A 23931-nucleotide genomic window follows, 5' to 3' on the forward strand; every position below is an offset into this window, starting at 1 on the left:
GAGGCAATCAATGAAAAAACTAATCTTAACCGCTGCTCTCATGCTGATTCTCGCTGTTTCGGCATTTGCGGCTCCCCTCGAAATCACAAAACAGACAGGTGATTTCACAGTTGTGTCCTCTCTGGACAGGAACCCACCCGTTAAAGGCAAGAATACCGTTTCGATCGTAATCAGGGATAAGGACGGCAAAGCCGTTCAGGATGCGAAGGCTGCCGTTTACTACTCCATGCCCGCTATGCCCGGCATGCCCGCTATGGACTACAAAACCATGGCGGAATTCAAAAACGGCGCATATTCGGCAGTCCTTGACCTCAGTATGACAGGCCCGTGGAACGTGGAGGTGCGTTTTGTAGCTCCTCCTTCAAAAACCATGAACAGGGTCTCTTTCAGCGTGGACGTGAGATAACTGTCAACTGCGGGTTCCGTAACTTGCGGAATCCGCCTGTTTTTTAAAGAAGGATCAGGGAAATGAGAATTACTGCAATTGCCGCTGCCGCGGCATTGATTTTAACAGGCTTCACTGCTCAGGCCGAAACTGTGGATATAGACAGCCTCATAGCCAAGGCATTATCAAAAAACACAAGGCTTGAGTCCATGGAATATGAAGTGAAAGCGTCCAAAGCTCTGGAATCCGTGGCGGGCAGTCTGCCCGACCCCATGGTGAGCCTCGGCTACATAAACGAGGGCACAGACAGAATCACCCTCGGTGACGAAATGGCGGGCATGACCCGTTTCACGGTGATGTTCAGCCAGATGTTCCCCTTTCCGGGAAAGCTCAAGGCGCAGACCAGACAGGCAGAGTTCAGAACAAAAACAGCCGGGATCAGCAGAGAAAATGAAAAACTCAGCATTATCTATAACATAAGGGCGGCTTATCTCGATCTTTACCGCATTCAGGAATCGAAAAGGCTTCTGGATTCCAAAATAGGCTTCCTCAGCCTGCTGGAGGCTGCGGCGGATGCCAGATTCCGTTCTGCTCAGGGTTCATCGGCGGAGGTGCTGATGTTCCAGCGTGAAAAATACATGGCTTTTGAGGCAAAGGAAATGCTTGAGGAGCAGGAGAGAATGTTAAAAACCTCTCTGGCTCACCTTACAGGGGAGGATTCGGACGTTTCCGGTGAGTTTGTTAAGCTTCCTGAGCTCCCCCTTGAGAAAACCACAGAGGAAATATACACCCTCGCCCGCAGCAACTCGCTGATAGTCAGGGCTATGCAGAGCGAGGTTCAGGAGATGGAGGCAGAGGTGAAGATGAAGGAGCTGGAGATGTACCCGGACTTCACAATCACCGCCGGCTACGAGCCGAGATTCAGCGAAATGGACGATGTCTGGACAGTGGGCGTGGCGTTCAACCTTCCCCTCTATTATAAAACAAAACAGAAGCCTGCGGCGGATTCCGCACGGGCTAAAAAATACAAGGCGGACACGCTTCTGGCAGATATGCGCCACGAGCTGAGAAGTATGGTGACGGAGTTTGTGGCCTCGGCAGAAGCGGCGGAAAGGATAATGGAGCTTTACAGGGGCGGAGTCATTGGAAAATCCCGTCTCTTGAGGGATTCAAGTCTCGCGGGCTACCGTCAGGGGATGATGCCCGCATCGGAAGTCATCGCCGCTGTGAACACATCAATAGAATACGAAATGAAATACCTTGAACAGAGCACCCTGAGGCAGAAAAAACTCAGTGCGCTCAATACACTTACCGGAGGAACGCTCTATGGCACGCAGATACCTGAATAAAACAATTTTACCCTTTGCTGCGGCGGCGTTTCTTCTGGCTCCGGCCGCATATGCTGACGATTTCAGCATGTTTGAGGACGCACCCTCGATAAAGCTTTCCGGCGAACTTATACAGAAACTCGGCGTAAAGCCCGCAAAGGCGGAATACCGCGAATCTGTAAAGAAATTGAAGCTGCCGGGCATAGTGCAGGCGGACGAGACATCCTCATTCTCAGTTAACAGCAAGTTCGGCGGATGGATTGAGAAGCTATATGTTGACTACAGGGGCAGAAACGTGAAGAAGGGTGAACGTGTCGCCGAAATATACAGCCCTGAGGCGGTAGCCGCTCAGGAGGAGTATCTGGCTTTTCTTAAGCATTCTGCGAACATCAGCCCCTCCTCCGGCGGGGCATACGGAAACATTTTCGCCGAAGACGCAAGACGCCTCACCGAAAGCGCCAGACAAAGGCTTAAATACTGGGATATTACGGAAAAGCAGATTCAGGAAATAGAAAAAACAGGCAGATCGAAAAGAACAATAACGCTCTACAGCCCCGCCTCCGGCTATGTGACAGCCAAAAATGTAAGCGAAGGGATGAAGACTGAGCCCGGCATGGAGCTTTTCAGTGCCGTGAGCCTCGCCAATCTCTGGATTATAGCGGATGTTTACGAGGAGGAGCTGAAACACATAAGGGTCGGCAGCAAAGCCAATGTCACTCTGGCGGGAATACCCAACGTGATTTACGAGCTCACTGCGGACTATATTTACCCCGAAGTTTCACAGAGAACCAGAACCCTCAAGGTGCGTTTTCTCGTGAATAACAGAAGCGGTCTGCTGAAACCTTCAATGTACACTGAGATTCTCGCTGAATTCCCTGCGGGCAGAGTTCTTGCGGTTCCGTCCGATGCTGTTATAGATGACGGCAGGAGGAAAATTGTCTTCGTAAGTCTCGGTGAAGGAAGGTTTGAACCCCGCGAAATACTCACCGGTGCGCAGACTGACGGTTTTACCGAGGTGCGCAAAGGGCTCTCCGAAGGGGAAACAGTGGCAAGGGGAGCCAACTTCCTGCTGGATTCGGAAGCTCAGCTTAAAGGCATAAGCCCTGTCAAGGGGTTCTGACATGATAGAAAAGCTCATTGAATACTCGGCCAGAAACAAGTTTGTCATAATCCTCCTCACCCTCATTATCACAGGCTGGGGGGTGTGGTCTGTTAAGAAGACCCCTCTGGATGCTATCCCCGATTTGAGCGATGTTCAGGTCATAATCTTCACCGAGTGGACAGGCAGAAGCCCTGATCTTGTGGAGGATCAGATAACCTATCCGCTGGTGAGCAGCCTTCTTGCAGCACCGAAGGTGAAGGTTGTTCGGGGTTATTCGTTTTTCGGATTCTCATATGTTTACGCGATTTTCGAGGACGACACGGACATATACTGGGCAAGAAGCCGTGTTTCCGAATACATAAGCAAGATACGCGGCCAGCTTCCGCCGGATGTCAACCCCTCTCTGGGGCCTGACGCAACGGGCGTGGGATGGATATACCAGTACGCGCTGAAAGACACACAGAACAGATACAACCTCGCGGAGCTGCGTTCCCTTCAGGACTGGTATCTGAAATATGCCTTTGAAGAGGTAAAAGGTGTTGCGGAAGCGGCGTCACTGGGCGGGCACATAAAGGAATACCAGATCAACCTTGATCCGGACAGGCTCCGTGCATACGGCATTCCGATAACGAAGATCACAGAGGCGGTGAGAAACAGCAACCGTGACGTGGGGGGACGCTCCGTGGAATTCAGCGGGCGGGACTTCATGATCAAGGGGCTGGGGTACATCTCATCCATTGATGATATAAAAAATACAGTAGTCGATTTTGATGATCGGGGTGTTCCGGTGCTGATAGGCGATGTGGCCTCGGTTGAGACAGGCCCCTCCATGCGCAGAGGCATAGCCGATCTTGACGGAGAGGGGGAAACCGTGGGCGGCATAATAGTTATGCGCTACGGTGAGAACGCCCTTGAGGTTATAGAACGCGTCAAGGCGAAGGCCGAGGAGCTTAAGAACACTCTCCCCGAAGGGGTGGAGCTTGTCCCTGTTTATGACCGCTCGGAGCTTATCGTCAACTCCATCAAAACCCTGCGGGATAAGCTGATAGAGGAGATAATAATAGTCAGCCTTGTGTGCGTGGTGTTCCTTTTCCATTTCCGCTCTGCTCTGGTGGCGATAATCACCCTCCCCGTTGCCATAATCATGTCTTTCGTGATGTTCCGCCATCTTGGCATCACCTCAAATGTAATGTCCCTCGGCGGCATAGCAATAGCCATAGGCGCAATGGTGGATGCGGCCATAGTTATGGTGGAGAACGCCCATAAACAGCTTGAGCACAACCCGAATGCGGACAGGGTGGAGACCATAATAAACGCCGCCAAGAAGGTCGGCGCGCCTCTGTTCTTCTCTCTGCTTATCATAACCGTGTCGTTCCTGCCGGTGTTCACGCTGGAGTCTCAGGAGGGCAGACTGTTCAAGCCATTGGCATACACCAAGACATTCGCCATGCTGTTTGCCTCGTTCCTCTCGGTGACTCTGGTTCCGGCGCTGATGGTTATGTTCATCAAAGGCAAAATACTGGCGGAAGACAAAAACCCCGTCACAAAGGTTCTTGTGTTTCTGTACCGCCCCTTTGTGCATCTGGCGCTCAGGTTCAGGTATGCTGTGATTGTTCTGTCAATCATAGCCGTTGCCGCTTCATATCCTGTTGTGAAAAAGCTCGGCTCTGAGTTCATGCCCACACTGAACGAGGGCACGGTGTTCTATATGCCCACCACCCTCCCCGGAATATCCGCCGCGGAGGCGGCAAAAAGCCTCCAGACACAGAACAGGCTTATCAAAAGCGTGCCGGAGGTGGAAACTGTCTTCGGCAAGGCGGGCAACGCCATGAGCGCAACAGACCCCGCAGGGCTCTCCATGGCTGAAACAGTTATAACCCTCAAGCCGGAAAGCGAATGGCGTGAGGGGATGACGTGGGACAAAATCATTGAGGAATTAAACAGCAAAGTTCAGGTGGCCGGCTGGGTAAACTCATGGACAATGCCCATTAAGGCAAGAATAGACATGCTCTCCACCGGGATAAAAACCCCTGTGGGGATAAAGATATATGGCGCTGACCCGGTCATTCTGCAGGAAACGGGGCAAAAACTCGAAGAGGTGCTGAAAACAGTTGAAGGCACAAGGAGCGTTTACGCCGAACGCACTGACGGCGGCTACTACCTCTACATAGAGCCGGACAGGTTCAGGCTGGCGAGGCACGGCCTCACGGTGGAGGATGTTAACATGGTGATAGAATCCGCAATCGGCGGCATGCCTGTTACCAGAACCGTGGAAGGCAGGGAGCGCTACCCCGTTGCCGTGCGCTACAAAAAATCGTTCAGGTCGGACATTGAGTCGATCAAAAGCGTGCTTATCCCCGTGGGCATGAACGCCAGTGCCGACACACAGGCATCAGGCGGCATGGGCTCAGGCGAAGCGGGCGGCAGAAGCGGCTATGTTCCCCTCGGCGAAGTGGCGGAAGTTTACATGAAGCCGGGACCTGACATGCTCAAAAACGAAAACGGACTGCTTGTCTCGTATATATATGTTGATACTGATACAGGCGTGGACGTGGGCAGGTATGTTGAGCGTGCAATGAAGGCGGTGGACGGCGCTGTCACAGTTCCGCAGGGCTACATAATGCAGTGGAGCGGTCAGTATGAGTACATGATGCGTGTGAAGGAGAAGCTTAACATAGTAGTCCCCCTGACCCTTGTGCTCATTTTCGTTATCCTGTACCTGAACTTCCGTTCCGTCACCAAGACGGCAATAGTGATGCTCTCCGTGCCTTTTGCCCTGATAGGCGGGTTTCTGTACCTTTACTTCCTCGGCTACAACCTCTCGGTCGCGGTCTGGGTGGGGCTCATAGCACTTGCCGGAGTTGCGGCTGAGACCGGGGTAATAATGATTGTCTATCTGGATGAAGCGTATGACGAGCGCATGAACGCCGGAAAAATGAACAGCCTCGCAGATCTGCATGACGCTGTTATTTACGGAGCGGTGCAGAGGGTGCGCCCCAAGATAATGACCGTTGCCACCCTTATTATAGGCCTTATCCCCATCATGTGGGCAACAGGCAGCGGTGCTGATGTTATGAAGCGCATAGCCGCGCCCATGATAGGCGGAATGGTCACCTCAACCTTCCTCACCCTTGTAATTATCCCTGCCGTTTACTACACATGGCGGCAGCACGGAATAAAAAAGAGCATGAACACCGCTGACGAAGCCCAGCGGTGAGTTCTCCCGCTTCCGCTTTCCCTGTGCATTGCCTCATGCCGGGGAACTGCGGAAGCTTACTCCATGCTAAAATATACTATTGACATAACCGTTCTTCTGATCTATTTTTCTTAAAACTACATAAAATCTATCGAATTAATATACAAAAGGAGAAACCAAATGGGAAGAATAGCAGAGACACTCACGGATTTAATCGGCAACACACCCCTTCTGGCTATCGGACGCGCAGCACAGGGAGCTAAAGGCAGAATCGCGGCTAAACTTGAATCATTCAACCCCGGCGGCAGCGTGAAGGACAGGATCGGCTTTGCGATGATAAAAGCGGCAGAAGACGCAGGCCTCATCAATAAGGACACTGTTATCATAGAACCCACAAGCGGCAACACAGGCATAGCCCTCGCCCTCGTCAGCGCGGCAAGGGGCTACAGGCTAATACTCACCATGCCCGAAACAATGAGCATTGAACGCCGCTCACTCCTCAAGGCATACGGAGCGGAAATCGTGCTCACACCCGGCCCCCTTGGGATGAAGGGAGCAGTGGCCAAGGCGGAGGAACTCGCCGCGGAAACGCCCAACTCATTCATACCCCAGCAGTTCAACAACCCCGCTAACCCCGCAGTCCACAGGGCAACAACAGCGGAGGAGATCTGGCGCGATACTGACGGACAGGTTGACATAATAGTCGGCGGTGTTGGCACAGGCGGAACAATCACAGGGGTGGGACAGGTTCTCAAGCAGAAAAAGTCCTCCGTTCAGATAATAGCCGTTGAACCGGACGAATCCCCCGTTCTTTCAGGCGGAAGCCCCGCACCCCACAAGATTCAGGGCATAGGCGCAGGTTTTGTTCCGCAGGTTTTTGATAAAACGGCAGTAGATGAGGTTTTCAGGGTAAAAAGCACTGAGGCCTTCGCCGCATCCAGACTTCTCGCCAGAGAGGACGGACTCCTTGTGGGAATCTCCTCCGGCGCTGCGTTCCATGCAGCAAGGGAAGTGGCATCCAGACCCGAAAACGCAGGAAAGCTCATTGTTGTGGTTTTCCCCGATACAGGGGAACGTTACCTTTCCACAACCCTGTACGCCGACCCCGAAGTTACGGCTTAACGGAAGAAGACCTTTTTAAGGAAATACGCCGGGCTGTGCGCCTGATAAGCCTCAGCCCGGTATTTTTATATTCACAGGAGGTATTTATGACCAAATCAAACGCATTATCAATCAGTTGCCCGCCCACCACCTTCCCCTCAGCAGCTAATACCCGCACGGAAGAAATTGCCGTATACGGCGCACGAATGCGCTGAGCATAGGCATTTTCTCCCTTGCAGGACACTCCCCACGGTAACCGCAGCCGGATATTCATAACATAATAAACTAAGGTGTTTTCATGAAAAATTTAAATATAGATACCATTCTCGCACAGGCGGGCAGCAGAAGAGACCCGCACACAGGAGCAATCAGCACACCCATCCACCAGTGCGCCACATTCCGCCATCCGGCTCTCGGAGAGAGCACGGGCTTTGACTACAGCAGAACGGCAAACCCCACCAGACAGGCACTGGAAACCGCAATGGCAGAGCTTGAGGGGGGAGCAAGAGGACTTGCCTTCTCCTCCGGAATGGCGGCGGTGGATAATGTAATACGCCTTCTCTCACCCGGAGATAAGGTTGTGATAACCGAAGATCTGTACGGCGGAACATACCGCATTTTTCAGAAAGTTTACGCTCAGTACGGCATTGAGGCAGTGTATGCTGACACCGCAGACACGGTGGCGGTTGAGGCGGCGCTTGAGGATAAAGCCGTCAAAATGCTCTTTGTGGAAGTGCCCACCAACCCCATGCTGAAAGTGGCGGATATTAAGGCGCTGGGAAGGCTCGCAAACGACAGGGGCATCACTTTTGTTGTGGACAACACCTTCCTTTCCCCCTGTGCCCTGCGTCCGCTTGACTTGGGTGCGGATATAGTTCTGCACAGCGCCACAAAATACCTCGGCGGGCATAATGACGTGGTTGCAGGGGTGCTGGTGACAAAAACTCAGGAACTGGGCGACAGGCTGTTCTTCTTCCAGAACTCAGTGGGCTCAGTCCTCGCCCCGAATGATGCGTGGCTTGTGCTGAGAGGGCTCAAAACCCTGCATCTGCGCATCGAAAAGCAGGCGGAAAACGCGCGGAAGATAGCAGAATTTCTGGAAAAACACCCAAGGGTGAAAAAGGTTTTCTACCCCGGACTCAAAAACCACAAAGGGCACGATGTTCAGGCAAAACAGGCAAAATCCTTCGGCGGCATGGTATCATTTGAGGTTGACGAACCTGCGCTTGTGCCGCAGATTCTTAAAAGCGTTAAGGTTTTCCACTTCGCAGAAAGCCTCGGCGGAACGGAATCTCTGATCACCTTCCCCGCTGTGCAGACCCACGCGGATATAGAACCGGAGATAAGAGAACGCCTCGGAGTGACTGACAGGCTGCTCCGCCTTTCAATAGGCGTGGAGTATGCGGAAGACCTTATTGATGACCTCAGACAGGCAATTGAGAACGGAGAATAAAATATGGCCGGAAAAAAAGCAGGAAGAAACACACGCCTTGTTCACACAGGCTACGACATAGACCCGCACACGGGCGCGCTCAGCGTACCCCTTATACACGCATCCACATTCAGGCAGAAATCAGTGACCGAGTTCGGAGAGTATGACTACTCCCGCTCCGGCAACCCCACAAGGGAGACGCTGGAAAAAATCATAGCGGATCTTGAAGGCGGCTCACACGGATACGCCTTTGCCTCCGGCATGGCAGCCATATCAGCCGCACTGATGATATTTTCACCCGGTGATCACCTTGTGGTATGCGAAGATGTGTACGGGGGAACATGGCGAGTTCTCACAGGCCTGCTCTCCCGTTTCGGCATAGAGGCCACCTTCGCCGATGCTACGGATGTGAACGCCTTTGAAAAGGCAGTAATCCCCGGCAGAACAAAGGCTCTGTACCTTGAAACGCCCTCAAACCCGCTGATGAAAATCACGGATCTTAAGGCTATGAGCGCTCTGGCAAAAAAATATGACCTGATCACACTTGTGGACAACACATTCATGAGCCCGTACCTCCAGCGGCCGCTGGAGCTTGGGTGCGATATAGTGCTTCACAGCGGAACCAAGTTCCTCAACGGGCACAGCGATGTTCTCTGCGGATTTGCCGTGACTGCGGACAAGGCGCTGGGGAAAAGGATAAAATACATACAGAACTCTGTGGGCGCTGTTCTGCCCCCTAACGACTGCTGGCTTGTGATACGGGGACTCAAGACTCTCGGTGTGCGCATGGAGGCGGGGCAGAAATCGGCGCAGATAATCGCCGAAGCGCTGGAAAAACACCCGAACATCAGGCAGGTTTTCTATCCCGGTCTGAAAAGCCATAAAGGATATGAAATAAACAAAGCACAGAGTGACGGTGCGGGCGCTGTTCTCTCCTTTGAGCTTAAAAATGCTGAACTCACCCACAGGCTGCTGAAAGAGATGGAGTATGCGGCATTTGCCGTAAGCCTCGGCGGAGTGGAAAGCATAATATCATATCCGCCTATGATGTCCCACGCTGCCATGCCCCCTGCGGAAAGAGCTGCGCGGGGTATTAGCGATTCTCTCGTTCGTCTTTCCCTCGGTGTTGAAGACACTGAAGACGTGCTTGAAGATATTTTAAGAATAATAGGCTAGGTCAGTGTCCGCTCACGCCATCATGTCGATGATGGTTCCGAGCATCTGATCTGCGGTCTGGGCGGTGACGATGTTTGCCTTATATGAATTAAGGTAGACCATGCTGTCTACGATCTCTTTGGCCATGTTTGTGTCTGATGCCTCAAGGATTCCCTGCTCGACAGTGAAGGAGCCTTCGGGCATGGGTTCGCCGTTTCTGTCAACAACCTCTATGCGGCCTTTGTAGGCTCCGTCAGAGTAGATTTCGCCGTTGTCAGCTATCTCAAGCCGCCCGCCGTCCGCTACACCTGCGGCCACTATGCCGCCGTCCCTCGTGACAAGGTTGCCGCCGGAATCTACGGAGAAGTCTCCCCTTCTGGTGTAAGACTCGTTTCCTTCGGCATCAGTCACTTTGAAATAGCCGTTTCCGTTTATGGAGAAATCAAGCTGGTTGCCCGTGGGGATAAGGTAGCCCGTGCCCTGATCAGTGCGGACAGTGTTCAGCTTCACCCCGCCCTGATTAGCAATCTCGGAAAAAGTTGAGGAGAAGGACTGAAAAGCAGGCGTACTGACATTGGCGATATTGTGCGCAGTTGCGTCCTGCGCTTTGGAATAGGCCAGCAGTGCGGATGAGGAGCTGTAAAGGCTCTGTATCATTTCATATCCTTCCTTGACACATCACAGGTTTATGTAGATCATAATATATATAAAATAACGGAGGAATCCATGACTAATTTAACCGATGACCAGCTTAAATCTCTCCTGACAGACGCAAAGACCGTGGTTATAGTCGGAGCATCCAACAAACCCGAAAGAGCCAGCAACGGCATTATGAAATTTCTGATGAAAAACGGATATACAGTTTACCCCGTGAACCCTCTGGAGAAAGAGGTTCTCGGCGTGCCCACATACGACAGCGTGGCGGAAGTTCCCGTTCAGCCTGATATTGTGGATGTCTTCCGCCAGAGCGCATTCGCCGCGGAAGTGGTGCGGGAGGCAGTGCTCAAGGGAGCAGGGCTTGTCTGGCTTCAGGAGGATGTTATAAGCAGCGAGGCGGAGCAGATTGCAAAGCAGGCGGATGTCCCCTTCATTATGGATAAATGCATCTTCAAAGAGTATCTGAGGCTCGCAATAGCGAGATAGATTCTGACAGGCGCCCGCAGCGGTTCTCTCTTCGGGTGCTTAATCTTTCCTCTCAGCACAGCTCCGGCTTAATGTTTATTTTCAAAAATCATGGAAAAATCCACAAAACCTTATATACTTATAGCTTATTTTGAGGGAGGAAGTATCTGATGTGCAACTGCAAAAAGAATATCAATGTTGACGAGAGCTACACGAGTTTCAAGAACATAAACTGTTTTGAGAACGCATGCGCAGTGGTGGACAACCTGCTGCGGGTGCTGAAAGAAACTGACACAAGCAACGCCTTCTGGGACAAGTTCATAAGCCTTATACCGGAAGCATACTACTCAAGAGACCCCAAGCTTGACTCAAGGGAAGTGCTGCTTTACATAGTCTGTAAAAATGCCCCTTTCATCATGGACTTTTTCGAGGAAACCGGCGATGAGGAAGCGATCCACGCCATGACCAAGTGCGAACAGGAGTGCTGCTGAGCAGCACTCAGACGGACGGCAGTTTAATATGTCACTGCGAGGAGCGGAAGCGACGCGGCAGTCCCGGTTTTGCTGAGCAGCACCCCGCACAGCCTTTTCTACTTCGCCATTTGCTCAACAATTTCCGGAGGGATAGTTGTTTTAGCGCTTATCTCCTGCGCGCTTAACCCGGCTGCAATAAACCGTTTAACGGTCATTGTCAGTGGTTCAGCCACTTCGATAATATGCCAATCCGGATCATAAACCCTGAAAACCCTCTGCCCCCATGGCTGTTCGGCAACTGGGCTGATTACCTCTGCGCCGCTGTCATTAACGCGGGCAAAATCAGTCTCAAGGTCTTCGCTCTCGAAGCAGAGCTCAAACCTGTTTCCGCTTCCGGGCTGAGATTTTCCCCCGTGAATCGTTTCCAGAGCGGAATCCTCCTGCCAGAGTGAAAGTCCGCAGTTATAAGAAAGATGCACGCCGCTGTCCATATGCTCCTCAAGTCTGAGCACACCTGAGTAAAACTCTCTGGACTTTTTAATATCCTTAACAAATACGGCAGTTAAAGCCAGCTTCATAGTTCACCTCACCGCAGAATAATAGCCCTATGCACGACCGCTGTATTGTAAAAATCCGACATTCAGATATTCCGTGGGGGTAATACCCGCAAAGCGGCGGAAATTCTTTATAAAATGTGACTGATCATAAAAATCGAGATCATAGGCGCATGAAACCGGGGAAACACCGCTTTCAAGCATCCGGCAGCTTCGCTCAAACGCAGTGAGGAGGCTGAACTCCTTCACGCCGAGACCTGTATGGAGAAGAAAATACCGTTCAAGCTGCTTTTCGGAGATTCCCGCATGGAATGCTGCCTCCCGTACAGTGGAAGGTGCGCTGCCGTTCAGCATCGCCTCGGACACTCTGCGGAAAGTTCCGTTGCCCGCTCCCGCATCCTCAAACAGAGGGAGAAGAAGCGCTCCGGCAGTTTCGGCCATTTCGCTCTCCGTGCGGCAGTCGCTCAGCCGCCCGCATATTTCACTTACCCTGGTTTTTATGAAGTCAGCGCCCAGCACTCCGTTTACAAACCCTGCGGCGGAACACCTGATGAGAGCGGGAACGAGAAACGGCCTCAGCTGCACACCGAAAAGGCGTGAGCCGCCGTCTATAAACGTTTTTGCGGTGCGGTTCATTGTTCCGGTCAGAAATGTGTTTTCAGGGGAATTGAGGTCAAAAATAAGGCTGAAATAGCTGTCAGGAAAGATCTCAACTTCTGCTGCCTCCGCAGAGTCTGACCGGAAGTGCCAGTAATCCGCCACATATTCCGCCGCATCCACACCGGGTCCGAACCTTTTCAGCGAGTGCATGCAATGCCCCCTTTAAAAAGAAAACCGCCCCGGCATCACATACGCAGGGGCGGTCTGATTGATATTATTCGTTATGTTCCGCGGCTGTGGCCTTGGGAATGATTTTGCAGAAGCCGGAGAAAATCTTCTCAGGATCTTTGGCATAGCTTTCCGCAAAGGCTTTAAGCTGTGTATTGTACTTTTCGTCTATGTCCGTATCGATAAACTGCGCGATGAACTCCTCTATCTGCTTTTTGAGGAAGTTTCTGTCCTCCGGGGTGAGGTAATCCAGCTTGCGCACACCCGCTCCGAGCTGTTCGGGGAGGATTTCGCCCCTGATATATGCCGCGCCTGCGGTCATTCCGCTGCAGACATAATAGCCGATGGGGTTTGCTATATCCGCCACATTGAGCACCACGCCGATTCCGCCCTGAGCGTACTCCATGAAGTAGTCGCCCATGCGTCTCTCACCGCCGAGGCCGTAAACCACAACAGGAGGCTTGCGTTTTTTCAGTTTGGTTTCTGCGAGCTTAACGAAATCTGTCCACTTCATTCTGCTTCTCAGTGCCCTTCTGCGCTGGTATTTCATTATCAGTTCACGGAGAATTTCATCTTTTGGCGCATTTTCGAACCTTTCGGTGTCTATGTTTTTCCATTCCTCCGGAACGCCCGCCTTCATCAGGAGAAGGTTCCTCACGCCGCCGCTTTTGGCGACCCTGTAAGTTCCGCTCACTGAGTAAGCGGCAAAAAGGTCGCTCACATCTCCGGCTATGTTTATTTCGCCGGGGTTAGCGGTGTTCGCCACGCCCACCTGAGCGTTGGCGGGAACCGTAGTCACTGTGGAGTGGTTGGGAATCACATTTATCTTTGTTCCGTTCACAAAGGCGAAGGAGTGGTTGCCCACAAGCCCGCGGACGGTTATCTCATCACACCTGATCCCTGTGCCTATGACCCTCTGCCCCATGACGTTATCAAGGAAGAACTTTTTAACGCCTCTGCGCACTGCTTCCTTCATCATGAAGTTAAGCTCAAGGCTTTCTATCTGGTCAAAGCCTATGTCAATGGTGAGGCTGTCCCCTTCTATCTTCGCCAGAACCGTCTCAAACTTGTCCTTAAGCGCTGCGGCGGCTTCCTTTTCGGGGATGAAGACCTTGCTTCTGCTCTCCTTCATTATCACCGTCTGCACCTGTTTGGGGAAATCCTTCTGGCCGAAGGTGGCAAACAGAAGCGGATCAGCACCGTGGTAACGGAAGCGGCGGGAGCCCACAACATCCGAATGGGTGCTCATTCCGAGTCCGGCGGAGAGCCCTTCCATATCCTCGTGGAAGCTGTGCACCATTCTGACTATATTGTCGCTGGCGGTTTCGGGGTCTATCCTGTGTCCGTAAGGTCTGGATGTTATGCCCCATGCGCACTGCCCTGTGTGGCATCTCTGACAGAGGGTGCAGCCCAGAACATGCAGATGGCGCATGCCCATCCCCACGAAGTCCGCCCCTGCGAGCATTACGAGAAAAGCGTGGAAGCTGTCCATCACGCCGCCTTCGGCTATGATGGATATATCCTCCCTCAGCCCCTCTCTGCGCAGAGCAAGATCTGCCATATGGGTAAGGTAAACCACGTTCAGACCGCGGTTTTTCAGGTCAACAGCGTGCGCTGCTCCTGTGGAGCCGTCTCCGGCTTTTATTGTAATGTAGTCAAAGCCCGCCTTTGCGATCGCCACTGCTATTTCCGGGAAGTTCCACGCAGTGCCGTAAACATCAGCACCTATCAGCTTGTCATCCCCAAGGAGCATACGGAGTGATTCCACCCTCATGGGGAGCTCCTCTATGGAGTACTGAAGGTGCTGGGGGTTCGGCGCAGTGAGGTGGCGCAGTGCCTCCACACAGCGGAGCAGGGCTATTTCGTAATCGTTTTTCTTGTCCTGAAGCCTGCCGCCTTTCCCTTTTTTGGCGTCCTGCCCGTATTTCATGGAGATTCCGGCGAACTTGTCAAGCTCAAGCCATGGGCCGTAACCGCCGGAGCCGAACTGGAGTATGCAGTGTTTGGCGGCGGGCATCATATCCGGGTGAATGTAGCCCTCGCCTGTGAAAAACGGTCTGCCCAGTTTTATGCTGGCGGCCATTCTGGCCAGTATCGCCTCATGGCTGTTTGAGCCGTAGCTCTGGTGAACATCGAATATCGGCGTATCGCACACGAAGCGGGCTTTCCTCTTGCCGAGGGTCATCTTACGCATCTGCCCTGCGAACTCGTGGAGGTGGTCACGCTGAGGGGAGAGGATTTCCGCCGCATCAATCAGCCAGTCCTGATCCATTTTGGAAGGATATTTCCCCAGATGTGCGCTGGAAACGGTTGATTTGCCCGCGGCACGGCTGATTATGTTGTTTATGGCCTCGGAGCCTGAGAGTGTGACCCCTATCTCCTGATAATCCGGATTGTGCGTAACCTTGATCGCCCGCTGGGGGCACATTTTAACGCATCTTTTGCAGTTGCAGCACTCATCGGGGTTGATCCAGAGTATCTTCTCCAGAAATGCCGCACTGTCCTTCTCCTCCGGCTCGACCCGGTTTCCGTCCGCATCGAGATAACGTGTCTCCATGCTGAAAACCCCTGTGCCGGATTCGGGCTTTGTGAGGTTGTGGGTACAGGATTCCACGCAGGTTGCGCAGTGTACGCAGCCTCTGCCCGGTTCCTCTGCGTCATCAGTGACCTTCACCCAGTATTTTGCGCCCTGAGCGAATATCCCCGTGTCTGAGGGTTCCGTGTATCTTATTGACCGTTTTACGACTATCTCTTTTTTATATTCAAGCATTGTTCTTCCACCCGTAGTCAAGGCGTTTCACCTTCTTGTCCTTAACCTCGAAGCCGATTACTCTTCCCGCTTCGGGGTCGCTCATCGTGAGTTCCTCGTTCATGAAGTAAGCAGCGCTTATGACAGCCCTCTGCTCGCTCCCCATGAGAGCCACCTTGTCGTTTATGCCTATGCTGAATGAGCGCAGGTGATCCCTGTCCGTAAGGCCGACCATCACATCATCCACAAGGATTATCCCCGTTGCGGGGCCTGAGATCTTCATTCTCTCAAGCACCGGATTACCCAGAATCTCCTTATACCGTGCTAGATCCTCTGCGCTCATATTAGCGAGTTCCTGCGGGAACTTACGGCAGATTATCCACTCTATCTCTTTGAGGGAATAGCCCTTTTTCAGCAGATATTCCGTCTGGAGGAACAAAGCCTCGGAATCCGTGCCCACATGAAGGTGGATGTCAAGCTGCTCAAGCGCCCTTGCGTTGGAAACATCGCTTGAAAGGTGTCCGTTGTGCGCACCCGCCACCTCGCCGAGGGAGATTGGCTGCGGCCCCCACCAAAGCCCCTGCCCCTTGCTCGTGGGCCAGCGCAGGTGAATGAGGCATGCCTCGTAATAGCTCTCCTCAAACTGGTGGAGGTTGTAAATATCTATGGTGTCCTGAAGCTCAAAGGCGGTCAGGAAAGTTCCGTTGTATTTGGAGCTTGAGAAGATGCGCGCATCGTCCTTGAACGCAGTGTTGAAGCGGCTTACCATCTTCACCATGTACAGCGCCTCATCGCTCATCTTCTCCCTGTACATCATTTCATCCAGAGAGGGGGGAACAACAGCGTAATGCATAATTATGGGCAGGTCGTAGTCGTAGTAATACTTCTTCTGCACCATGTTGAACTTGTCCAGAATGCGCACACCCCAACTTCCGATAACGTTTTCAAGCTCGTCTATCTTCTCTTTGCTGCGGAACATTATGTGGAAGTTGTAGAAGTTGGTGTCCTTATAAAGCCCCTTGAGGGTTACGCCCGCTCCGGCACGGCCTCTGTACTGGAGGCATCTTGCCGCCTTAAGCACCGCCTCAAGGCTGAAATCGCCAACTACTCCGAGGAGGCCGCATGCGCCTCTGGCAAGCCCCTCCTCTCCGCCGGAGAACTCGAATACGCTTAAATTTCCCGAACGGGAAAGTCCGTCAGTTATCATATCTGTTTCCCCCTTCGAGTTCGCTTTTCGTTATGTACTGCTCTTCACGGAGGCTCTCAGTTGCGCTCCCTGCGGAGGATATGCTCAGTGCTGCTCTGGGACAGGCTTCCACACTCTTGAAGGTGGCATCGCTTACTTTTTCCGTGAGAAATTCATAGTAGAAGGCATCCTTCTCCGGTGTCCACTCCCTATCGAGCTTGATCAGGCTGCCGTCAGAGTAGTGCCAGCACCAGTCACACTGAATGCAGATTCCGCAGTTGAAGCATCTTCCCGCCATAAGCTGAGCGAGGTCGGCATCAACTGTTTTCACTATTTCATCAAAGTTTCCGTTCCTCTTCTCAAGGGGGACTGTTTCTTCTATCAGTCTGCCGCTCTTTTCAAAATATTTAGTGTTCAATGTATTGTAGAAGGCTGTCTTTCTGTTTTTATCAGTTTCCACTGTTTCGCCGAGGTATTCGCGCACGCTTTTCACAGTGTCCTGCGCAAGCCCCACCACACGAACCACCATTCCGGTGTTGTCTGTTGCGCCCATTGCGGCGTCACCAGTTATGAAGATTTTGCTCTGCACATCCTCCGGCAGGTCGCGGCAGATCATTCTGGGGAAATCCACAGTGAACTTCTCCCCCACGAAGAAGAGATCCGGCTTGTCGCCTATGGCGAGGACTATGCGGTCAAAGTGGTAGGTTTCAGTCTCGCCGTAAACGGCCACGGGTTTGGAGCGGCCGCTCTCGTCCACGGGGCCGAGCTTCATCTTCTGCACAGTGAGCCTGAGAGCGTCTTCCGTTTTTTCTATCTTAAGCGGGCTTCTGAGAAATTTAAACTTCACGCCTTCGCGCTTTGTTTCCTCAACCTCGCCCTGATGAGCGGTCATTTCGGCTGATGTTCGCCTGTAAACCATTGTGGGCTCCGCACCGAGGCGGACAGCACAGCGCACAACATCCATCGCCGTATATCCGCCGCCGATTACGCCTATCTTCTCGCCTTTTTTTATGCCGAGCTTCTCAAACTGTCCGAGGTTTACCTTTTTCAGGAAGGCTATACCGTTCTCCACCCCGTCAAGCTGTTCGCCCTCTATACCCAGTTCACCGGGTTTGTGGGCTCCGGTGGCGACTATCACCGCATCGTAGTTTCCGGCTAAGTCCTTGAAGCTTTCCTTATTTATATTTGCGCAGGTGTGTATCACAACTCCGGTCTCTTTTATGAAGGCCAGTTCCTTTTCAAAAACATCACGGGGGTAGCGGTAGGCGGGTATTCCCTCGGTGAGGAGGCCGCCTGCGACCTCATGCTTCTCGAAAACCTCCACCCTGTAGCCGCAGCGGGCAAGGAAATATGCGGATGAGAGCCCTGCGGGGCCGGAGCCAACTATGGCTATTTTTTTATCCTTCGCCTCTCCGGTCATTTTCGGTTTCAGGCCTTTTTCATACCCCGCATCGGAAACAAAGCGTTCAAGCGCCTTTATGTCCACAGGCTGGTCGTATTTAGTGCGGTTACAGGCCGTTTCGCAGGGGTGGTCGCAGAACCTGCCGCAGCCAGAGCTGAAAGGGTTTGTCTCCTTGAGCACGTAGAAGGCTTCGTCAAACCTGCCGAGGGCTGTGAGGTGGAGAAATCTGGGTATATCGTTTCTGGCGTAGCAGCCGTGGTTGCCGAGATGATCACGGCTGTAACAGGGGCTGAGCCTGTTAATATACAGCGGAAGCAGTTTTTTCAATGCTTACCTCCATGAAAAATTATCTAATAACCGTTATAAAAATAATAATCTAATGTGATTTGTCAATATTGCCTAACAAAGGCACTATAATATATAAAATTAAAACGATAAAGATTTTTTTGCATATTTTGATCTCCATCAAGTAAATTATACCGTAACGGATGTATTCTTTCAAAACAAAGAAAGGTTAAATGGACAAGGATTCTTCGCTCTGGGCGGATGCGGAGAGTCTAATGCATTTTCCATGGAAGGAAATGCACCGTAAACACGTACAGCATTACGGCAAAGCCGGAAAAATATAGAGAGGTATAGAATATGCATCAGGGATGTTCAGGAACATTTGAAAACGGAAAACAGGTGGTCAACAAGCTCAGACATATGGGCTACGGTTCAATGCCCATGCCTATGCCCATGGTTATTCACTGCTCCAACTGCGAGGAGAGCTTCACCATGGAAACATTCGAGGCAAAATGCCCGAACTGCGACATGACATACGGCGTAACCCCCTGCCACAGCCACGACCCGGAAAGCGTTCAGGCGGCCGGAATCAACTACTGAAAAAACATAAAGCTTCCTCGGCATCATTCTCAGAGGTGATGCCGAATACGGCTTCAAAAAAGCACTTTCTTTATTTTGGTAGGCTTATTTACTTTGATGAAACCAATGCGCTGCACTTAATATGCATCCGTTTTCATCTTAGATTCACAAGGTAGGACTTTTTAACGGCTAATGTATTTGGACTTAATCCCAACAAAGACTCAACTTCAGTGGGATAAACATAAAATCCTTTTTCTGCCATGTCATTCATAATAAAATCATTTGAATATACTTCTTTTAATAGTTCTACACCTTGCTTCAATAATGTATTTTTAATATTAAACTCAACATCATCAGGTTCCCATAATCTCCACTTATAAGTACTGATTTGCTTATACAGCTTGGTCTTAATTTCGTTATCTATTATGCCTAAATCACTTGCTCGCATGATTAATGCTTGTATTGATACTTTCCATTTACGTTTTAAATTACGATAAGTTTGAAGCTTATACGGATTTAGATTGACAAAATCTTTTTTAATTTCTTCCTCTGGCAACAAAAAAGCACTAGCAAAAGCATCGGCTTGTTCTTCTCGCAATTTGAACACCTCATCTGATAGCTTTTCAGTGCTTTCTTGCCAAGGATGCATTAATATATGACCTAATTCATGCGCCATATCAAATAATGCTCTGGATTCAGATTGTTGTTCATTTAGTATAACCATGCAATAATCATCTTTTTTTGTGCTATATGCATCTATTTTTCTGTCAGAAGTTAACAAAACAACAGGAATACCATTGGATTCTAAAGTATGTTTTAAATTACCAACAGGAGCGTTACCTAAATTCCAATACCTACGAATATCGTCAGCAACATATTTAGGAGCAGGGCATGACTCTATATCATATTTCTTAATATTCAACCGAGGAAACTCAATATATTCAACCAAATATCTATAAATCTTAAATAAAAAATCTGTCTTAATTTTTTGTTTTGCAATATCTGTTTCTCTTGCTGTTGTTTTACGTCTAAAATATATTATTGTATTTTCATCTACAATATCTTCATCTTGAATAAAAAATTTTGAAGGGAAATTGAGCTCTTTTGCTAAAGCACCAATTTTTTCCAAATCTAAAGCACCTTGATTTTTTTCATATAGCGATAATGATTGCTTACTTATACCGACCTTATCTCCAAGCTCTGAAAGCGTAAGCCCTCTGTATATTCTTGCTATTTTAAGCCTTTTTCCTATCTTTAGTGACATTTAAATTACCTTTCAATTTGAGTTCCACGAGTTCCTCAGGTTTGCTAGAGATTTCTGGAACAAAATCTATATCACATCTTTCCAAAACTTCAAAGCGTTCATCCGTATAAATAATTTGCATTCCGTTAAGCTCCACGTCGCCATAATGGAGTACAAAAAGTAAAGTATAATCCCTATACTTTTCGGGAAGCAATTTGTGTGGTTCAACATAGTCCTCAAAATCTTCATCCCAAGAAAGTTGTTTATATTTGTGCTCAGGGTTTCTGACTTCCTTTAGCAACATAGCAAGCCAATTTTTTCGAAACCTATCGTAATCACGCCTACGCATATCAATTGCTGACTCACGTTTTACAACTAACATAACTTTGTGAATATCGTCATGAAGTATAAAAGCCTCATAACAACAACGCTTTAGTATTCTATACTCTATACCACGATGAAGGGCAGACAGTTGAGCAAGATTGTGATTAATTTCATCATTTCTAGCCTCAGAACGGCTATTACCTGTAACTCTTCTATATGTTTGGGAGAGTTTAAGATACGCATCTGCGCAATTATTTCTCATTGCATGAAAGAACTCTGGACGTTTCTTATAATACTCACTTGCAATATTGCTCAAAATACACCTCTTCAATGTTTTGTATATAATTGTATATCGTAATTTGATTGTCAAGTGTATTTTAGACGAAATGTAGCAATATTATGGTTTTTTTACAGAATTTGTCCAATAACATACAGACTGAGAATTGGAAATTAAATAACCTTGTGTTTATTAATTCAAACTTTAACACAGCAATCATGCCTGAAAAACCAGAATATCTAACATAAAGAAAAGCTGAATGATGACCGCATCACTTCATCAGTTCAATAAAGGTTGAAAGCATTTTATATACTTTCTCCTGCTCCCGCTCATCCATCTTCATCACGGTTTTCATTACTTTATCCCACTCAGGGGGGATCTGCGCTCCGCATGAGGTGAGTTTGTATTCTCCTGATTTATCAGTATCTCCAAGAAGATAGCTCACTGGAACATTAAGAACTTCCGCCAACCTGTACAGTATGCCGATACCTATCTCGCCGCCGGTGCTGTTGTTAAGAAAGCGCGTGAGATGCTGGTATGATATACCCGCCTTCTCTGTCACCTTTAGCCGTGAAAGACCGGATTCCGCAATAGCCTCAAGAATATTGTTCCTTACCTGTTCAATCCTGTTCATACTGTTAAGAATACAGTAATCCCCTGATTCAATACATTATCTTATAAGGCATATATAATATAATATACACTTGAAATTGCATCTTAAAAGATATAATATTGCAAAAATCGAACACGAATTTACATCTGACAAATGCCCGCCGTCTCCTGAAAACATGGCGGGGGCGGGCTTGAGAAACGGCTGTTTTTTAATCAGGAGCTTTTTTATCTCCTTTCACCCAAATCAGGGTTGACTTATCGATCTCTTCATAGCAGAATAACTCAACGGGATTCAGGGAAGCGCGGTTAAAATCCGTCACTGCCCCCGCAACTGTGAGCCGGACGAACGCTCCTTTTCTTCGCCACTGTAATATGTACGGGAAGGCTGAGCAAGTAGGACGACGGCAAGTCAGGATACCTGCCCCGCGGAATAAACTGCCCATCGGAGGGATGGATGAGATTATCACACGCCGCCGTTATTTCAGCGCATATAATCTTTAGCTGTTAAACATCCTCCCGCTCGAACTACGCTTATTTTACGGAGGATTGATTATATGATAGAAAAAGTTATGAAACGTGACGGGCGCTTTGTTTCCTTTGATCAGGAACGCATAGCAAACGCCATTTTCAAGGCCGCAAAGTCTGTCGGCGGAACCGACAGAAACAATGCCGCCGCCCTTTCCCTTATAGTTACCAGAAAGCTCACCGATGCTTATGAGCGCTACGGCTCCTGCTCTGTTGAGGAGATACAGGACTGCGTGGAGAAGGTGCTCATTGAACAGGGGCATGCCAAAACTGCCAAAGCATTTATAATATACAGAAAACAGCGTGCAGATATGCGCTCGCTCACCGACAGCATGGAGGGGTTTGAATCCATAGTGGAAACATATCTCGGCGGAAGTGACTGGCGTGTAAACGAAAACAGCAACACAACCTATGCTCTTCAGGGGCTGAACAACTACATTTCATCCACAGTAACCGCCAAGTACTGGCTGAACAAAATCTACCCGCCCGAAGTGCAGAGAGCGCACACGGAAGGGGATTTCCACATACACGATCTCGGTCTGCTCGCGGTGTACTGCTGCGGCTGGGACTTAAAAGACCTGCTGATGAAGGGGTTCCGCGGAGTTGCGGGCAAGGTGGAGAGCAAACCCGCCAAGCACCTGCGCACAGCGCTGGGACAGATAGCCAACTTCTTTTATACATTGCAGGGGGAGGCGGCGGGCGCTCAGGCGTTTGCCAACTTCGACACATATCTTGCCCCGTTCATAGCCTATGACAAGCTCTCCTACAAGGAAGTCAAACAGGCTATGCAGGAGTTCGTCTTCAACCTTAACGTTCCCACCCGTGTGGGTTTCCAGACTCCGTTCACCAACCTCACCATGGACTTGTACGTTCCCTCCACCCACAGGGATGAGGCGGTGATAATCGGCGGTGAAATGACTGACAGAACCTACGGCGAGTTTCAGGAGGAGATGTTCCTCATCAACCGCGCGTTCATGGAAGTCATGATGGAGGGGGACGCCAAAGGGCGCATTTTCACTTTCCCCATACCTACTTACAACGTTTCCAAGGATTTCGACTGGGAACACCCCATAGTGGCTGAGCTGATGAAAATCACGGCGAAATACGGAATCCCGTACTTTGCCAACTTTGTAAACAGTGACATGAGCCCGGAGGATGCACGCAGCATGTGCTGCCGTCTCCGTCTGGACAACAGGGAACTCCGCAAGCGCGGCGGCGGTCTCTTCGGCGCTAACCCGCTTACAGGTTCCATAGGCGTTGTAACCATAAACCTGCCCAGAATAGGCTATACCGCAGGCAGCGAGGAGGAATTTTTCGAAAGGCTTTCCTCCCTCATGGAGCTTGCCCGCGACAGCCTTAAGATAAAGCGCAAATCCCTTGAAAAGCTGACAGAAAACGGGCTCTATCCTTATGCAAGGTTCTACCTTGAGGACATTCATGCCCGTTTCGGCCAGTTCTGGAAAAACCATTTCAACACCATAGGCATAATAGGCATGAACGAGGCTGCGCTGAACTTCATCGGTGTGGATATTATGAATAAAGAAGGCCTTGAATTCGCCGAAAAGATACTTAACTTCATGCGCGGCAAGCTGGCACAGTTTCAGGAAGATGACGACATGCTCTACAACCTTGAGGCAACGCCCGCAGAAGGCACTTCATACCGCCTTGCCAAGCGTGACATCAAGGACTATCCGGAAATTATCACATCCGGCTCCCTTGACCGCCCGTATTACACCAACTCCACGCAGATTCCGGTGGAGAAGGCGAAAGATCTCTTCGCCGCGCTGGATCATCAGGACAGGCTCCAGCCTCTTTACACAGGCGGAACCGTGTTCCACGTTTTCCTTGGGGAATCCATAGACGATCCCTCGGCAGTGGGCAAACTGCTGAAAGAAATAACATGCTGCTACAAAATACCTTATATAACAATAACCCCCACATTCTCCGTATGCCCGGTGCACGGCTACCTCAAGGGCAAACACCCTGAGTGCCCGCTCTGCGCTGAGGAGAAAAAGGCGGAAATTTTTAAAGAACTGGAAAAGCTTAAGGCCGAAATATAAGACCTTAAATACA

At 50.2% G+C, this 23931-nt stretch carries 20 protein-coding genes and 1 riboswitch; of the genes, 11 read left to right on the plus strand and 9 right to left on the minus strand.

What is annotated here, in order from left to right; genetic code table 11:
- The first annotated feature begins 10 nt into the window (after positions 1–10).
- From OSQ85_RS07890 to OSQ85_RS07920, 7 genes are all read left to right on the plus strand, one after another.
- Positions 11–406, plus strand: a complete 396-nt coding sequence (locus OSQ85_RS07890) for a FixH family protein (RefSeq protein ID WP_265822310.1) — start codon at positions 11–13, stop codon at positions 404–406.
- Between the two features lie 62 nt (positions 407–468).
- The gene (locus OSQ85_RS07895; protein ID WP_265822311.1) at positions 469–1734 is read left to right on the plus strand and encodes a TolC family protein; all 1266 of its coding nucleotides are present in this window, start codon (positions 469–471) and stop codon (positions 1732–1734) included.
- A complete protein-coding gene (locus OSQ85_RS07900) occupies positions 1712–2833 on the plus strand; it encodes an efflux RND transporter periplasmic adaptor subunit (RefSeq protein ID WP_265822312.1) in 1122 nt (373 codons plus the stop codon). The genes OSQ85_RS07895 and OSQ85_RS07900 overlap by 23 nt, the downstream gene beginning before the upstream one ends.
- A 1-nt stretch (position 2834) precedes the next feature.
- A complete protein-coding gene (locus OSQ85_RS07905) occupies positions 2835–6032 on the plus strand; it encodes an efflux RND transporter permease subunit (protein ID WP_265822313.1) in 3198 nt (1065 codons plus the stop codon).
- A gap of 159 nt (positions 6033–6191) precedes the next feature.
- Entirely contained in the window at positions 6192–7133 is a 942-nt protein-coding gene (gene cysK / locus OSQ85_RS07910) for a cysteine synthase A (RefSeq protein ID WP_265822314.1), read from the plus strand.
- A gap of 277 nt (positions 7134–7410) precedes the next feature.
- On the plus strand, positions 7411–8565 hold the full coding sequence (locus OSQ85_RS07915) for a trans-sulfuration enzyme family protein (RefSeq protein WP_265822315.1): 1155 nt from the start codon (positions 7411–7413) through the stop codon (positions 8563–8565).
- A gap of 3 nt (positions 8566–8568) precedes the next feature.
- Positions 8569–9720 carry a trans-sulfuration enzyme family protein gene (locus OSQ85_RS07920; protein ID WP_265822316.1) on the plus strand — a complete coding sequence of 384 codons (1152 nt, stop codon included), beginning with the start codon at positions 8569–8571 and terminating at the stop codon, positions 9718–9720.
- Between the two features lie 12 nt (positions 9721–9732).
- Here the strand turns inward: OSQ85_RS07920 and OSQ85_RS07925 are convergent, their stop codons facing one another.
- Positions 9733–10356, minus strand: a complete 624-nt coding sequence (locus tag OSQ85_RS07925; RefSeq protein ID WP_265822317.1) for a flagellar hook basal-body protein — start codon at positions 10354–10356, stop codon at positions 9733–9735.
- Positions 10357–10425: 69 nt separating this feature from the next.
- Between OSQ85_RS07925 and OSQ85_RS07930 the strand changes: the two genes are divergently transcribed.
- Entirely contained in the window at positions 10426–10842 is a 417-nt protein-coding gene (locus tag OSQ85_RS07930) for a CoA-binding protein (RefSeq protein ID WP_265822318.1), read from the plus strand.
- 149 nt (positions 10843–10991) lie between these two features.
- Positions 10992–11312 (plus strand): N(2)-fixation sustaining protein CowN, encoded by a 321-nt coding sequence (gene cowN, locus OSQ85_RS07935; RefSeq protein WP_265822319.1) that lies wholly within the window; start codon positions 10992–10994, stop codon positions 11310–11312.
- 98 nt (positions 11313–11410) lie between these two features.
- Here the strand turns inward: cowN and OSQ85_RS07940 are convergent, their stop codons facing one another.
- From OSQ85_RS07940 to OSQ85_RS07960, 5 genes are all read right to left on the minus strand, one after another.
- Entirely contained in the window at positions 11411–11872 is a 462-nt protein-coding gene (locus OSQ85_RS07940) for a VOC family protein (RefSeq protein ID WP_265822320.1), read from the minus strand.
- Positions 11873–11899: 27 nt separating this feature from the next.
- Entirely contained in the window at positions 11900–12658 is a 759-nt protein-coding gene (locus OSQ85_RS07945; protein ID WP_265822321.1) for a helix-turn-helix domain-containing protein, read from the minus strand.
- A gap of 64 nt (positions 12659–12722) precedes the next feature.
- Entirely contained in the window at positions 12723–15446 is a 2724-nt protein-coding gene (locus tag OSQ85_RS07950; RefSeq protein WP_265822322.1) for a glutamate synthase-related protein, read from the minus strand.
- Entirely contained in the window at positions 15439–16632 is a 1194-nt protein-coding gene (locus OSQ85_RS07955; protein WP_265822323.1) for a class II glutamine amidotransferase domain-containing protein, read from the minus strand. The genes OSQ85_RS07950 and OSQ85_RS07955 overlap by 8 nt, the downstream gene beginning before the upstream one ends.
- On the minus strand, positions 16622–18340 hold the full coding sequence (locus OSQ85_RS07960) for an FAD-dependent oxidoreductase (RefSeq protein WP_265822324.1): 1719 nt from the start codon (positions 18338–18340) through the stop codon (positions 16622–16624). The genes OSQ85_RS07955 and OSQ85_RS07960 overlap by 11 nt, the downstream gene beginning before the upstream one ends.
- 315 nt (positions 18341–18655) lie before the next feature.
- Between OSQ85_RS07960 and OSQ85_RS07965 the strand changes: the two genes are divergently transcribed.
- Positions 18656–18898 carry a hypothetical protein gene (locus tag OSQ85_RS07965; RefSeq protein WP_265822325.1) on the plus strand — a complete coding sequence of 81 codons (243 nt, stop codon included), beginning with the start codon at positions 18656–18658 and terminating at the stop codon, positions 18896–18898.
- A gap of 133 nt (positions 18899–19031) precedes the next feature.
- On the opposite strand, the gene OSQ85_RS07970 is transcribed toward OSQ85_RS07965, so the two are convergent.
- The 3 genes from OSQ85_RS07970 to OSQ85_RS07980 form a co-directional block, all read right to left on the minus strand.
- Positions 19032–20141: a helix-turn-helix domain-containing protein gene (locus OSQ85_RS07970; protein ID WP_265822326.1), complete on the minus strand. Its 1110-nt coding sequence runs from the start codon at positions 20139–20141 to the stop codon at positions 19032–19034.
- The gene (locus OSQ85_RS07975; RefSeq protein WP_265822327.1) at positions 20113–20760 is read right to left on the minus strand and encodes a DUF5986 family protein; all 648 of its coding nucleotides are present in this window, start codon (positions 20758–20760) and stop codon (positions 20113–20115) included. The genes OSQ85_RS07970 and OSQ85_RS07975 overlap by 29 nt, the downstream gene beginning before the upstream one ends.
- 232 nt (positions 20761–20992) lie before the next feature.
- Positions 20993–21355, minus strand: coding sequence for a helix-turn-helix domain-containing protein (locus tag OSQ85_RS07980; RefSeq protein WP_265822328.1), 363 nt, complete (start codon positions 21353–21355; stop codon positions 20993–20995).
- Between the two features lie 208 nt (positions 21356–21563).
- Positions 21564–21773, plus strand: a riboswitch (cobalamin riboswitch).
- A 114-nt stretch (positions 21774–21887) separates the two neighbouring features.
- Here OSQ85_RS07980 and OSQ85_RS07985 point away from each other — a divergent pair.
- Entirely contained in the window at positions 21888–23918 is a 2031-nt protein-coding gene (locus OSQ85_RS07985; RefSeq protein WP_265822329.1) for a ribonucleoside triphosphate reductase, read from the plus strand.
- The last annotated feature ends 13 nt before the right edge of the window (positions 23919–23931 follow it).

Source organism: Geovibrio ferrireducens (assembly GCF_026226615.1).
GTDB classification, from domain to species: domain Bacteria; phylum Chrysiogenota; class Deferribacteres; order Deferribacterales; family Geovibrionaceae; genus Geovibrio; species Geovibrio ferrireducens.

Coding starts and splice junctions, on each gene's coding strand:
- OSQ85_RS07900 (WP_265822312.1), top strand. CDS start 1,712: ATGGCACGCAGATACCTGAATAAAACAATTTTACCCTTTGCTGCGGCG.
- OSQ85_RS07920 (WP_265822316.1), top strand. CDS start 8,569: ATGGCCGGAAAAAAAGCAGGAAGAAACACACGCCTTGTTCACACAGGC.
- OSQ85_RS07915 (WP_265822315.1), top strand. CDS start 7,411: ATGAAAAATTTAAATATAGATACCATTCTCGCACAGGCGGGCAGCAGA.
- OSQ85_RS07965 (WP_265822325.1), top strand. CDS start 18,656: ATGCATCAGGGATGTTCAGGAACATTTGAAAACGGAAAACAGGTGGTC.
- cowN (WP_265822319.1), top strand. CDS start 10,992: ATGTGCAACTGCAAAAAGAATATCAATGTTGACGAGAGCTACACGAGT.
- OSQ85_RS07980 (WP_265822328.1), bottom strand. CDS start 21,355: ATGAACAGGATTGAACAGGTAAGGAACAATATTCTTGAGGCTATTGCG.
- OSQ85_RS07930 (WP_265822318.1), top strand. CDS start 10,426: ATGACTAATTTAACCGATGACCAGCTTAAATCTCTCCTGACAGACGCA.
- OSQ85_RS07905 (WP_265822313.1), top strand. CDS start 2,835: ATGATAGAAAAGCTCATTGAATACTCGGCCAGAAACAAGTTTGTCATA.
- OSQ85_RS07950 (WP_265822322.1), bottom strand. CDS start 15,446: ATGCTTGAATATAAAAAAGAGATAGTCGTAAAACGGTCAATAAGATAC.
- OSQ85_RS07985 (WP_265822329.1), top strand. CDS start 21,888: ATGATAGAAAAAGTTATGAAACGTGACGGGCGCTTTGTTTCCTTTGAT.
- OSQ85_RS07925 (WP_265822317.1), bottom strand. CDS start 10,356: ATGATACAGAGCCTTTACAGCTCCTCATCCGCACTGCTGGCCTATTCC.
- cysK (WP_265822314.1), top strand. CDS start 6,192: ATGGGAAGAATAGCAGAGACACTCACGGATTTAATCGGCAACACACCC.
- OSQ85_RS07955 (WP_265822323.1), bottom strand. CDS start 16,632: ATGATAACTGACGGACTTTCCCGTTCGGGAAATTTAAGCGTATTCGAG.
- OSQ85_RS07945 (WP_265822321.1), bottom strand. CDS start 12,658: ATGCACTCGCTGAAAAGGTTCGGACCCGGTGTGGATGCGGCGGAATAT.
- OSQ85_RS07895 (WP_265822311.1), top strand. CDS start 469: ATGAGAATTACTGCAATTGCCGCTGCCGCGGCATTGATTTTAACAGGC.
- OSQ85_RS07970 (WP_265822326.1), bottom strand. CDS start 20,141: ATGTCACTAAAGATAGGAAAAAGGCTTAAAATAGCAAGAATATACAGA.
- OSQ85_RS07940 (WP_265822320.1), bottom strand. CDS start 11,872: ATGAAGCTGGCTTTAACTGCCGTATTTGTTAAGGATATTAAAAAGTCC.
- OSQ85_RS07890 (WP_265822310.1), top strand. CDS start 11: ATGAAAAAACTAATCTTAACCGCTGCTCTCATGCTGATTCTCGCTGTT.